Origin of the sequence: Lampropedia aestuarii (assembly GCF_004803635.1) — a bacterium.
In the GTDB taxonomy this organism is placed as follows: Bacteria; Pseudomonadota; Gammaproteobacteria; order Burkholderiales; family Burkholderiaceae_C; genus Lampropedia; species Lampropedia aestuarii.
In genome coordinates this window covers 1-12,841 of record NZ_SSWX01000003.1, presented here as the reverse complement: position 1 = coordinate 12,841, position 12,841 = coordinate 1, and the positions used below count along the sequence as shown (strand labels likewise).

At 57.0% G+C, this 12,841-nt stretch carries 12 protein-coding genes; 10 read left to right on the top strand and 2 right to left on the bottom strand.

What is annotated here, in order from left to right; translation table 11 throughout:
- Nucleotides 1–22: 22 nt before the first annotated feature.
- The 3 genes from E8K88_RS02825 to E8K88_RS02815 all read left to right on the top strand — a co-directional run bounded on the left by E8K88_RS02825 (nucleotide 23) and on the right by E8K88_RS02815 (nucleotide 4,571).
- Nucleotides 23–904 (top strand): SAM-dependent methyltransferase, encoded by an 882-nt coding sequence (locus E8K88_RS02825; protein ID WP_136405145.1) that lies wholly within the window; start codon nucleotides 23–25, stop codon nucleotides 902–904.
- Nucleotides 905–973: 69 nt separating this feature from the next.
- Nucleotides 974–3,676, top strand: coding sequence for a DUF7657 domain-containing protein (locus tag E8K88_RS02820; protein ID WP_136405144.1), 2,703 nt, complete (start codon nucleotides 974–976; stop codon nucleotides 3,674–3,676).
- A gap of 28 nt (nucleotides 3,677–3,704) precedes the next feature.
- On the top strand, nucleotides 3,705–4,571 hold the full coding sequence (locus E8K88_RS02815) for an SAM-dependent methyltransferase (protein ID WP_136405143.1): 867 nt from the start codon (nucleotides 3,705–3,707) through the stop codon (nucleotides 4,569–4,571).
- Between the two features lie 68 nt (nucleotides 4,572–4,639).
- Here E8K88_RS02815 and E8K88_RS02810 read toward each other — a convergent pair whose 3' ends face one another.
- Nucleotides 4,640–5,656 (bottom strand): AI-2E family transporter, encoded by a 1,017-nt coding sequence (locus E8K88_RS02810; protein WP_240754301.1) that lies wholly within the window; start codon nucleotides 5,654–5,656, stop codon nucleotides 4,640–4,642.
- Nucleotides 5,657–5,858: 202 nt separating this feature from the next.
- Nucleotides 5,859–6,908, bottom strand: coding sequence for a phosphoribosylformylglycinamidine cyclo-ligase (gene purM, locus E8K88_RS02805; protein WP_136405142.1), 1,050 nt, complete (start codon nucleotides 6,906–6,908; stop codon nucleotides 5,859–5,861).
- Nucleotides 6,909–7,122: 214 nt separating this feature from the next.
- On the opposite strand from purM, the gene E8K88_RS02800 reads away from it, so the two are divergent.
- The 7 genes from E8K88_RS02800 to E8K88_RS02770 form a co-directional block, all read left to right on the top strand.
- Nucleotides 7,123–7,881: an HdaA/DnaA family protein gene (locus tag E8K88_RS02800; protein ID WP_136405141.1), complete on the top strand. Its 759-nt coding sequence runs from the start codon at nucleotides 7,123–7,125 to the stop codon at nucleotides 7,879–7,881.
- Nucleotides 7,882–8,190: 309 nt separating this feature from the next.
- Entirely contained in the window at nucleotides 8,191–8,916 is a 726-nt protein-coding gene (locus E8K88_RS02795) for an HAD family hydrolase (RefSeq protein ID WP_240754287.1), read from the top strand.
- 19 nt (nucleotides 8,917–8,935) lie between these two features.
- Nucleotides 8,936–10,648 carry a polynucleotide adenylyltransferase PcnB gene (gene pcnB / locus E8K88_RS02790; RefSeq protein WP_136405140.1) on the top strand — a complete coding sequence of 571 codons (1,713 nt, stop codon included), beginning with the start codon at nucleotides 8,936–8,938 and terminating at the stop codon, nucleotides 10,646–10,648.
- Complete coding sequence (folK, locus tag E8K88_RS02785; protein WP_136405139.1) at nucleotides 10,641–11,201, top strand: 2-amino-4-hydroxy-6-hydroxymethyldihydropteridine diphosphokinase; 561 nt, start codon at nucleotides 10,641–10,643, stop codon at nucleotides 11,199–11,201. Before pcnB ends, folK begins: the two co-directional genes overlap by 8 nt.
- Nucleotides 11,202–11,363: 162 nt before the next feature.
- Nucleotides 11,364–11,867 carry a bifunctional 3-hydroxydecanoyl-ACP dehydratase/trans-2-decenoyl-ACP isomerase gene (gene fabA / locus E8K88_RS02780; protein WP_136405138.1) on the top strand — a complete coding sequence of 168 codons (504 nt, stop codon included), beginning with the start codon at nucleotides 11,364–11,366 and terminating at the stop codon, nucleotides 11,865–11,867.
- Between the two features lie 341 nt (nucleotides 11,868–12,208).
- A complete protein-coding gene (locus E8K88_RS02775) occupies nucleotides 12,209–12,550 on the top strand; it encodes a hypothetical protein (protein ID WP_136405137.1) in 342 nt (113 codons plus the stop codon).
- Nucleotides 12,551–12,624: 74 nt separating this feature from the next.
- On the top strand, nucleotides 12,625–12,841 hold a 217-nt coding region (locus tag E8K88_RS02770), incomplete at its 3' end, for an alpha-hydroxy-acid oxidizing protein (protein ID WP_205880009.1).

Below are 12,841 nucleotides of genomic sequence, written 5' to 3'. Positions count from 1 at the left end.
TTCCTGACACCTCTCCCTGACCATGACCACATCGACCCAAGCCACCACCTTGCTGACCCAAGCACAAGAGCTTCTCAACGCCGGCGATCTTGGTGCTGCAGCACCTTTGCTGCTCCAAGCACGTCAAGAGCCGCAAACCCGTTTAACGGCGCACAACTTAATTGAGCGCCACCAGCTCAACGGCTGCTTCCAAGACATGATGGGCTTGAACTGCGAAATTTCAGCGCAAGACGATATCTTTCATTTTTTTGCTGGCCACCCCACCTCAATTAACCCATTGCGTGATTACTTCGCCGATGGTTGGCGCACACTGGCCGAGCTGATGCTGATGCTGGAAAAAGTCAACAAGCCATTAAGCCAAGTACAGCGTTTTTTAGAGTTTGCCAGCGGCCACGGACGCTTTACCCGCCATCTGGTCAAAGCCATTGGCGCGCAAGCGGTGACCGTCTCGGACGTGGTCCAAGATGCGGTAGATTTTTCAACCCAGACATTTGGTGTGCGTGGGTTTGTCTCGACTACGCAGCCAGAGCAGCTTGCTTGGCCTGCGCGCTATGAGGTAGCGTTTGTGCTGTCGCTGTTCACGCACCTGCCGTTGAGCAGCTGGAGCCGCTGGCTCAGCCACCTCTACGAAAGCGTGCAACCGGGCGGCGTACTGGTCTTTACCACGCACGGCGAGCAAGCCCAGCGCAGCCAAAACGTCACGATGAATGAAGAAGGCTTTCGCTTCTTTGCCTCCAGCGAATCCAATGCAATCGAAGCCCAAGAATACGGTACCACTTTCACGAGTGATGCTTTTGTGCGTGCGCAAATTGCGAACACGATGGGTTTAGAGCAACTGCAATTATTCGCGCCAGCGTCTTTTTGGAATTACCAAGATACCTATATCATCGCCAAGCCAGCATAAGCTCAGCCACGCGAAGTCGACCGCCATGGCGGCTTTTTGACACTCTGAGCGTATTACTTGAAGCTGCCCATGTCCCCACCGTCTCTCCCCTGTGCCCTCTCGCTGATTGTGACCATGTGGTCTCAGTGGCAGTTGTTGTTCACAAGACTGCGTGCCCTGGCAACAGCGCTGCTGCTGGCATGTGTGAGTCTGCTGTGGGTGCCACTCGCACTGGCGCAAGCGAGCGCCACCACCAATCCGATCTCAGCAGGCCAAGGGGTACTGGAGTCAGCCACCGTCAACCCAGACCGCAGTATCAGCTTGCTGGGCTGGGCCGTCTCCAACCGCCCTGACGTTTTTGTCACCTACGCCAGGGTTTGGCTAGGTGATACGCTGATCTACGAAGGACGCTTGGGCTACGCCACCTACCGCACAGATGTGGCCCAATCCCTGGGCAATCCGCTATGGGAGATCAGTGGTTTTAACTTGCCCATGCATGTGCCCGACAGCGTGCCTGCTGGAGAGCACCGCGTACGCATGGAAGTCATGCTCGGCGATCAAAGCCGCTTTGAAGTGCAGCCGCTGCCAGGCAAGGATGTAATTGACTTGCCTGCCGCACCAGCCAGTCCCAGCATGCGCGCTAAAGCACTGTTTTGGCTCGCCCTGGCCCTGCCCTTGCTCGTGTGGTTAATCAGTCCGTGGCGCAGCAATACCAGCAATGCCAACCAGTCGCACTTTGGACTTGGCACTGAGCCAGCCCGCCAAGACTCGCCGTGGCTTGTTACTTTTGCACTGGCCTGCCTGGCTTCTTTTGTACTGCTGGTCACAGGCGGCTGGACTGGCTCCTCCCTGCCAAGGCTGCTCAACCACACACCGCTGCTGGAGCACAATGCCTCGGTCTGGTTGGGCCAAGCGCAAGATGTGCGCTCCGATGAATGGCAGGTGGTCACACCCTTGGCCATTAGCCAAACCTACGGACCGAATCCGTTTCCCAGCATCAATCCGCTACACGGCCAGCCAGGGCAAAACATGAACGTGGTTGGTATGACGGGCACGCCCATTGCCAATGCCGCCGCAATTGCCAAACCCGCCACTTGGGGCTTTTTCTTTTTGGATTTACGCCGCGCACTGGCCTGGGACTGGTGGCTGCCGTTTTTTGCCTGCTTTGGTGCACTGCTAGCCCTGCTGCAGCGTTGGTTCTCACCGGCCTGGAAGCTCAATGCAGTGCTAGCTGCCAGTGTGGCTTTTTCAGGCTACTCAGTCAGCTGGTCTGGCTGGCCTGCCTACGCGACTTTTTTCCCCGTTGCTGCAGTATTGGCCGCAGACTGTCTATTGCGGGCGCAGCGCTGGCTCGGCGCGCTAAGTGCTAGCGTGCTACTAGGCTGGGCCAGCGCCGGCTTTGTCTTCGTGCTCTACCCAGGCTGGCAAATCCCACTGGGCTATTTGATGGGCTTTTTGGCGCTGGCGGCAGCCTGGCAATTTCGGCATGCCTACCACTTTCGTGCGCCCCAGATCGTCGGTGCAGTCCTAGCCTGCGCCATTGCCGCATTGTTGCTGGCAGCCTGGTGGCTGGATGCCAGCGACGCCATTCGCACAGTGAGCAACACCATCTACCCCGGCCAGCGCAGCTTGGACCTGGGTGGTTACGCCGACCCATGGCATATGAGCAAAGGACTGACCAATGCCGTCACGCTGTACAGCGCCTCGCAATGGTCGATTGCCAGTGATGCAGGCAACTTCATCTATGTGCTCGCCCCGCTGCTCATGGCGACTGTAATAGCCTGGGCCATTCAGCGCCGCATCGACGCCATCTCGCTGGTGCTCTGGGCGTTTATCGCTTTTGTTTGCTGCTATTTGTTCTGGGGCTTACCCGCTTGGCTGGCGCGCCCTTCGCTGTGGAGCATGGTTCCGGCCTTCAGATTGGATGTCGCACTAGGCCTGGCCCAAACCTTTTTGCTGGCCTGGCTGCTGCTGCAGTGGCAGCGCATCAAAGCCCATGCACACTCGGCGCTCAACGGCACCACCACCCCTGCAATACTGCTTCTCAATGCAGCAGGCGCGCTTGGCGCAATGTACTTTGTGTATTCAACTGCGGTACAGTTCAGCAGCATGCTTGCGCCCTTGCAAGCGTGGCTGAGCCCTGGGCTGATCGGCATGATTTATGCCGGCTGCGCCGCGCTGGCCTACTTGCTTATTACCGGCAGAATACAAGCAGCTATCTTGCTGTATGGCGGCTGGACCTTGGCAACGGCCTTGCCATTCAATCCGCTGGGCCAGGCGCCCAGCAGCATCACCACGATTGCCGCGGTGGCTCAAGCCATACAACCCCAGCCGCATGGTCAGGTCGCGGTAGTGGGTCAAAAAGAATGGACAAATGCCCTGACCAGCGCCGGCGTTTCCGTGCTCAACAGCACGTTTTATGAGCCGCCACTGGCATTCTGGGCACAACTAGACCCAGAGAGCACCTACGCTGACCAATACAATCGCTACCAGCATCTGGACATCAATCTGTCTGAAGACTCCTCCTCGCTCAACCCACGCCATTTCTCAGTGGGTGCGCCAAGGATGGATCGCGTTGAATTGCGACTGCATCCAACACAATTTGATTTCAATCACTTGAACGTAGAATTCGTCGTGACCAATGCGGCCCATGCCAAGGCTTTAGAACATAACCCCAGCCTGCAACGTATTGCGGGCGAGCCACAGTCATGGGCTTTGTTCCAAGTGGTCCCCCCGCGCCAACACCCAGAGCCAGCAGATGCGATAACGCAGACTGCCCAGCCATTGCATTAACCCATCACACTGCGCTTGACTTAGTTACATGCCGAATTTTTTTGACCGTGTCATCGAGGCCGTGCGCGGCCCCGCCAGCTTTGACGACAGCCAGATCTCCAATGAGTGGTTCAAGGCCCATTTCTTTTATGCCACCGATTTAATCCATGACTGGATGGGCAAAGAACTGAATCTTTCGCAGGCGAAACTGCTGAATTTTGGCTGTGGCGATGGCATCAGCGATTTGGCCCTGATGTTGCGCTACGGTGCCAAACGCATTCATGGCATCGATGTACGCCAAGAATACAAAAAACTACCCACCATTGCCAAAGAACAGCTCAAGCTGCAGCGCTTGCCAAGTGGCCTGACGTTTGAAACCATCAAGCCCTCACAGCCACTGGCTGGCAAGCACCAGGTGGATGGCATCATGAGCTGGTCGACCTTCGAGCATGTACAGCGCGACCAAGTGCTACCGATTGCCAAAGACCTGCTGAACTGCCTGCGTCCAGGCGGACTGTTCTTTTTACAAATTGAGCCATTGTACTATTCAGCCTGGGGGGCGCATTTGCGCCGCTACATCGATGTACCCTGGGTGCACCTGCTGATCTCTGAGGATGAACTGTGGCAGCGCATTCAAGCCTATGAAGGCGAGCTGGACATGGGCGAGGTTGATTATGGCTTTGATGACTTTGGCGTTGATGGCTATAAGCGCTTTGTCTTCAAGGAGTACCAGCACCTGAACCGTTTGACGGCCGATGAGCTCATCGCCATCATGCGAGAAGCTGGTTTTGAAGTAGTGCGCGAGCAAAAAAACCACATGCAGGATGAGCCGCCGGCGCAGTTGCTCACGCAATACCCGCGCGAAATTTTGACCAACAACGAAATCTTGCTGCTGCTGAGAAAGCCAGCGGCCTGATCAAGCTCACAAGTCCAAAATATATGTTGGCCTCAGCGCATGGCGAAAGAGCCATGCGCATAGCTCGCTCACACCAGCCGCACAGCTTCCAGCTCTTTCTTCAGGTAAGCGTAGAACAAGGGTGCTGCCACCAGACCGGCCGGCCCAAAAATCGCTTCGCTGACAAACATCACAGCCAGCAGCTCCCACACAGCAATATGGGTTTTTTGCCCAACAACTTTGGCATTGATGAAATATTCCGCTTTGTGGATCAAAATCAAAAAGGCCAAGCACACCAAAGCAGTCACGGGAGAGACTGACAGACCAACAATCGTGATCACTACATTACACAGCAAATTGCCCACAATCGGGATCAAACCTGCAAAAAATGTGAGCGAAATCAATACCGGCGTATACGGCAGGCGCAAATCAAAAGCGGGGAGAACAACCAATAAAAACAGGGCTGTCAAAACCGTATTGAAGCTGGCAATCCAAAACTGCGCGGTGACAATTTGGCGAAAGGCATCCCCAAAGCGGGCTACGCGGAGCTTGAGCGCATCGGACAGCGGTGCATGCATTTTCTTATGCACGCGAATGGCCCCCAATGCCCCAATCAACAAGCCTACGTAGGCATACAAAATACCCAGCAGCCAAATTTTTCCGGCATTGGCCAATGCGGCAGCCTTCGAGAGCAGGTAAACCGCGACGGTGCGCTGAAAGTCCTCAGCCTCTTTGGGCAACATTGCAGCAATATCTTCAGGCAAATTGTCTTTGAAGTCCAAAATTGTCCGTGCGACATAATCCGTCAATTCACTGAACTGGTGCGGCGCAGCAAGGAAAAAGCCGCGGTAGTGGCTAAGTGCAAAGAACATCACCACCAAAGGCCCGACAATCACCAAAGTCGCGGCGATCGTGGATAGCCAGCCCAAGAGTTTGGCTGATGGATGGTGGCAGCCTTTGCGCACCAAAAACAACAGCCAGGAATTGATCCAGCGGGTCAGCAAAAAGCCCAGACAAGCGGCCAGAAGGCCTGGCAACAACCCCACAAACATGACCAGTAACAGCGTGGCTGCCATGAGCACATAGCTGGCCATGCGCACCGGCATGGCCACGTGGCTGTCCAACTGACCACGTCCCAGCTCAGCAGAACGCGCCGCTGCAACCACGGCGCCTCCCGCAGAGGGCTGGTCTGAAGTTGATTCCATCAAGTCTCTCCCTCATTACAACAATGGGGATCGCTTGCGGCTCCCCATTTGAATCAGATACGCATGTGCGAAGGCAGGCCCGCAAAGGCAGGCCGGCCAGTACTTAGAGCACCGTCACCGCAGCTTGATCGCCACGCGGCTCAATGGTGCCGATGGTGAAGACTTGTTCGCCATGCGCACGCAAAGTCGCGCTCACGGCATCTGCTTCAGCGGCACTGACCACCAGCACCATGCCAATACCATTGTTGAAGGTACGGTTCATCTCGAAGGAGTCAATCCCTGCAGTACTCTGCAACCACGCGAACAACTCGCTTTGTGGCCAGCTACCGGCCTTGAGGCGGGCGCCCAAGTCCTGCGGCAAGATCCGAGGAATATTCTCCAGCAGGCCACCACCGGTGATGTGCGCCAGGCCTTTGACCTGGTGCTGCTTCAATGCCGCCAGGACGCTTTTGACATACAAGCGTGTCGGCGCCATGATGGCTTCGCGAAATGGTTTGCCATCCAAGGTCGATGGCAGCTGGCTGCCAGCGCGCTCAATGCATTTGCGCACCAAGGAAAAGCCATTGGAGTGCACACCGTGGCTGGCCAAACCGAGCACCACATCGCCTTGGGCGATTTGCTTGCCATCCAAAATCAGCGATTTCTCTACTGCGCCCACTGCAAAGCCGGCCAGGTCGTACTCGCCATCAGGGTACATGCCTGGCATCTCTGCGGTCTCGCCACCGATCAAGGCACAGCCCGACTCCTCGCAGCCAGCGGCAATGCCGCCGACAACTGCAGCGGCTGTATCCACGTGCAGCTTGCCGCAGGCAAAGTAATCCAAGAAAAACAGCGGCTCTGCGCCTTGCACCAGCACGTCATTGACGCTCATGGCGACCAGGTCAATGCCGACGGTGTCGTGCATGTTCCATTCAAAAGCCAGCTTGAGTTTGGTGCCCACGCCGTCCGTGCCTGCAACCAAGACTGGTTCTTTGTAGCGCTTGGGCACTTCAAACAAAGCACCAAAACCACCGATGCCTCCCAAAACGCCTTCACGCAGGGTTTTGCGAGCCAAAGGCTTGATACGATCAACCAAGGCATCACCAGCGTCGATATCGACACCGGCGTCTTTGTATGTGATCGGAGTTTGAGAGGAAGAAGAAGAGGAGCTCATGGACAAATAGATCAATTAGGCAAGTGAATGCCGAAAACAAGCCGAAACAGCAACAGCCGCCTGAACGGGCCTGCAAGACAGATGCAATGGTCGATGGCGAACACAGCAGTGACTCTCAGCGGCGCTAAAATGCAGCCATTTTAAGGCCGACCGCTTCACTCTTGGCTTTTATCCTCGCCTCAATGAGGCATTTTTGAAAGATTTGCGACTGCTCATGCAACAACTGGCTCTGGATATTGGCATAGCTCCGGTGCCGAGCTTTGAGCGCTTTATCCCCCTTGGCAATGAAGCCGCACTGCAAGCACTGCAAGAGGGTGTGGACAATTGCGTGCGCTTGGCCAAGCTCAACACCAATTGGCCCCCCCCTGCACTGACGCCTGTGCCGATCTATTTATGGGGCGCTTCAGGCACGGGCAAGACCCACCTGCTCACGGCCATTGCAATGACACTGCAATCACATGGCCTGAGTGTTGGCTGGCTGCAACCAGGCATTTATGCAGGCAGACCCAATGCGCGCGAGTTCTCTGCGCAATGGAGCGCCGTAGTCATTGACGATTGTGACCAGCTGAGCAAAGCCGAACAACAGCGTGCCTTCAATTGGTTCATCAACGCCACCTACCCCAGTGATGGCGCACCTTGCTGGGTCATCACCACGGGCAGCGTGCCCGCAGTTGACTTGAATATGCGCGATGATCTACGCTCTCGCTTGGGCTCGGGTCTAGCTTTTGAGCTGCACCCGCTCACTGACATGGGCCGCCAGCAAGTATTGCAGCGCCAAGCGCGCGAGCGCGGCCTGCATTTGAGCGATGAAGTGACCCTGTATCTGCTTGGCCGGTTTGCCCGGGATCTCTCCAGCCTCAGCGACGTGCTAGCGCGTTTGGACATCCTCGCAATGCGCAAACAAAGAGCCATCACCATCCCGTTGCTGCGAGAAGTGTTGCAAGACACAGACCCTGCAGCCCACTCCAATTAACCACAACAGGGCAAGGGCCGCTTGTGCGCCAACCAAGCAAAGCTTGAGCACAGACAGCTAATGCATACCGCAAACCGTGTAAATCTGCGAAAATAGCGTGTTTTTGACTCGCGCAAGGCTAAGCAGTCCTTTGATCGGCTGTCGACAGGCCCTCGTTTTTGCACCGCCCTTGCCTTGGCCTGACCTTGCAATTGGCATTCTTTCAGCCATTGCGAACCTGATTTTTCACTCTACTTTGATGCGTCGCTGCAATGGCCCGGCAATGGCTGGCACCGAGCTGCTATGCGGGCCACACTTGGCCCCTCCCCAATGCGTCGCAACCCTCTCTACAACGGCATGACTTCAACGACCAACGACCAACGCCCTCGCCTTGCTTTGTTTGATCTCGATCACACATTGCTGCCTCTCGACTCTGATTACGAATGGGGGCAATTCACGGCACGCAAAGGTCTGGTGCACAGTGCAGCATTTGCCCAGCGCAATGCCGAGTTTTTTGAACAGTACCGCGCTGGCACTTTGGATTTGAACGAGTACATGCTGTTTGCCACCGAAGCCATGCGCAAACTGGGCCCGGAGGCCAGCCACGCAGCCCACCAGATGTTCATGGCCGAGGTGATTGAGCCGGCGATCACAGCACAAGCGCTGGCCTTGATTGCCAAACACCGCGACGCAGGCGACACGATTGCCATCGTGACGGCCACCAATGAATTTGTCACCACCCCCATTGCCAAGGCCTTGCAGATCGAGCATTTGCTGGCCGTTAACTTAGCGCGGGACAGCAGCGGCTGGTACAGCGGGCATATTGACGGCGTGCCCACCTCGCGAGAAGGCAAAGTCACCCGCATGGCGCAGTGGCTGGCTGCACGCAACTGGGATTGGGACACGGTCCACACCACTTTTTACAGCGACTCCATGAATGACATCGCCTTGCTCGAACGCGTCAACGTGCCTGTAGCCACCAACCCAGACGCCACCCTGCGCCAGCTCGCTGCGCAACGTGGCTGGGCCATTTTGGACTTATTTCCGCACGCCTGAGGACGCCGCAGAGACTTTTATGATCAAGCAATTCATCGACAAAATTTTAGGCAAACGCGTCAAAAAAGACGCCAGCAGCCCCGCGCCCAAGGCCCCCACCAAATCCAGCACAGCCAAGCTGAGCGTTAAAACCTTTGGCAAACGCAATGAAGTGCCAGCCAGCGTCCACGGCATCGACCCGCAGTTTGTCGATCGCCGCGCGATCGACGTGGTCAAAACCTTGCAGGACAAGGGCTACGAGGCTTATATCGTCGGCGGTGCGGTGCGCGATCTGCTGCTGGGCCTGAAGCCCAAAGATTTTGACGTTGCCACCAACGCCACGCCCGAGCAGGTCAAAAGTCTGTTTCGCCGCGCCTTCATCATTGGCCGGCGTTTTCGCATCGTCCATGTGGTGTTTGGCCGGGGCCGCGAGAACGAGGTGATCGAGGTCACCACCTTCCGCGCCTACCTGGACAACCAGGCGGCCGAAAAAATCAGCGGCAACGAAAAGACCAGCCGCCAGGCACTGGCAGGCGTTGAGCATGCAGTCGATGCCAGCGGCCGCGTGCTGCGTGACAACGTCTGGGGCAGCATGCAAGAAGATGCAGCAAGGCGCGACTTCAGCATCAACGCGATGTACTACGATCCGCGCTCGCAAATCGTCGTCGACTACCACCACGGCATCGAAGACGCTCACAAGCACATGATCCGCATGATTGGCGACCCGACCTCACGCTACCGCGAGGACCCGGTGCGCATGCTGCGCGCGATTCGTTTCTCCGCCAAACTCAACCGCCTAGGCTTTAAGCTGGGCACCAAAACCGCCCAGCCCCTGATCGAGCTACGCGGCTTGCTCGAAGACATTCCGCCCAGCCGCATGTTTGACGAAATGCTCAAACTGCTGCAAACCGGCCATGCGATTGCCTCAGTTGAGCAACTCAAAGCCCTGCATCTGGACAAAGGCGTTTACCCTTTGCTGGACTTGGTGGTCGAGCGCGCTGATTGGCCGCTGGTCAAACTGGCCCTGCAAGACACTGACCGGCGCGTGGCCGAAGGCAAATCGGTTGCGCCCAGCTTTTTACTGGCCTGTGTGCTGTGGGAAGACGTGCTGCGTGTCTGGGAACAAGAGCAGGCACGTGGCGAACACGCCAGCCCTGCGCTGTCCAATGCCATCAGCGAAGTGTTTGAGCGCCGCGTCGGCGACGTATCAGGGCGCGGCAAACTGGCCGCTGACATGCGCGAAATCTGGATGCTCCAGCCCCGTTTCGAACGCCGCACAGGCAAAGCCCCAAGCGCCATGGTCGAGCAGCCGCGCTTTCGTGCAGGCCTGGACTTTCTGCGCCTGCGTGGTCGCTCTGGCGAAGCCATTGAAGAGCTGGCCGAGTGGTGGGAGCGCTTTAGCCTGGCCATGGACGAAGAGCGCCAGCAGATGCTCGACGGCATCCGCAATCAAGCACAGCAAAACTGCAAAACCAATCCGGCCCGCAAAACCAGAAAACCTCGCAAACCCAAAGTCAGCAATGCCGGCACTGGCACGACCGCGTTGCAGCAAGAGCCGAGCAATACGGCGGCAAGCGCGCACGATGCCGCACAACCCGATAGCCAAGCCCAGCACCATGACACAGGCGCAGCCGCCGATGCAGGTGCTGCGCCTGCAAAAAAACGCCGTAGACGCCGCAAGAAAAACACCGATGGCAGCGCCAGTGCTGAAGGCGGCCATGTTTCGCCACAGACCAATGACTTCGATGAATAAGCTACCGGCTGCTGCCTCAATCAATGCAACTGGCAGCTTTGATCTGCCTGCGATTGCCTGGATCGGCTTGGGCGCAAACCTGGGCGATGCCCGGCAAACCCTCAGTGATGCGGCCTGCGCCATCGATGCCTGGCCGCACAGCCGCATTGAAGCGGCCTCGGCACTCTACCGCTCGACACCGATCGACGCCGATGGACCAGATTACACCAATGCCGTCATTCGGATCAGCACCGCGCTGGACCCACTGCAGCTGCTGCACGCTCTCCAAGCCCTGGAGCTGGCCGCTGGCCGCTTGCGCCCTTACCGCAACGCCCCACGCAGCCTGGACTTGGATGTGCTGTGCTACGAAGCCGCAGGCCAGGCGGTTGCGCTGGACACGCCCGAGTTGAGCTTGCCACACCCGCGTATGCATGAGCGGGCATTTGTACTGCGTCCGATGCACAGCATTGACCCTGCAAAAGTCCCGCCTGAGCAGTTGCAGGCAACACAAGCGCAATTTCTGGAGCCACTGCCCAGCAATGAACAATGGCGCTGGCTGCCAGTTGGTGCCTAAATCACATTTTTGTTAACCACAACCCGCTCTTTGCGCAGACAATAGTTGCGATCCGTCCCCCTTGCGCCAAGCCTATACACACATCGGCAGCCTGCTGGCCTAGGCTATACTCAGCCCTTTTTGGTTTTGCGCTGGGCAAAATTCCCTTAAATCGATAACAAAATGGTCGAATCTTTTTCATACGAACAACTGATCGCTTCTGGTGAAGGCCGCCTCTTTGGTGCTGACAGCGGCAAACTGCCCTTGCCACCGATGCTGATGTTTGATCGCATCACCCACATCGACGACGAAAGCGGCTCCCATGGCCTCGGCCGCATCGTGGCAGAACTCGACATCAAACCTGATCTGTGGTTTTTCGACTGCCACTTCCGCGGTGACCCAGTCATGCCTGGCTGTCTGGGCCTGGATGCGATGTGGCAGTTGATTGGCTTTTACCTGACCTGGTTGCGCCTGCCTGGCAAAGGGCGCGCTTTGGGTGCTGGCGAAGTCAAATTCAGCGGCGAAGTCAAGCCACAGGTGAAATTGGTGACCTACGAAATCGACATCAAGCGCGTGATCAAACGCAAATTGAACATGGCGATTGCTGACGCCCGTTTGTTGGCCGATGGCCAGGAAATCTACGTCGCCAATGACCTGCGCGTAGGCCTGTTCGAAACCAGCAAATAATGCCCCTGGCTGTAGGCGCAGCAAACCCAAAGCAGCGATGCGATAGGTCTGCCCCTTTACAGCCACCGCACATATTGTCGACTGACACACTCCTGCCAGCCACAATAGGCTCCAGCGAAATGCCATGGACTTGTAGCAAAGCATGGCGTTTGCACGACTGACCCAAAGAGCGGGCATCCAAGGCACGCTGGTGCTGCGATTTCAACCTGGCGGCTCTATGGATCGCAGCGAAGTGCACCAAGTGCGCCAAGCCAGGTGCAATGCGCGCGAAGAACAACTGGCCAACCATCGCTCGAAGCGCAGCTTAGAACCACCCCGTACGCCCCAACCTCTTCACGCCTATGAACGAGCCCCAACACACGCAGCCTTTCACTGTCGATCTCTGGCTGGATGCGGAGGTATCAGACAAGCAGCGCCTGCGCGCAACCGAGCTCTTTACCATCACCTTGATCGAACATCTCGGTGATGCCTCTTTGGTATGGCCCAGCTACCAGGCATTTTTGCGCATTCTCCAAACACAAGGCTCGGGCAGCGCAGAGACCATCGATGTTGAGAACCTCAGCGATGCCGAGCGCCATTTGTTTGAGAGCTGGCGCCTGGCCGAGACCGCCGCATTGGAGTGCGTGTTTGGCCCACACCGCCATATGGGCGAAGGACTCTACGAGATCAAAGCACGCTGGTAGCATATTCCCCAATAGGCGTCCCTGCCACGCCAACCCCGTCCTGGACCATGCCCTAGCTCAATACCATCACCTGCATGGAAGACCTGCGCCAAGTGGCCAAACGCCGTGTACCGTGCATATTTTACGACTACATCGATTCGGGCTCCTACACTGAAAGCACCTACCGAGCCAACGCAGTCGTTTTTCAAAAAATCCTGTTTCGCCAGCGCGTTGCCGTTGATATGCCCAACCGCAGCACCCGCACGACCATGCTGGGACGCAGGGTAATCCCCCCGCAAAACCATCATTTTG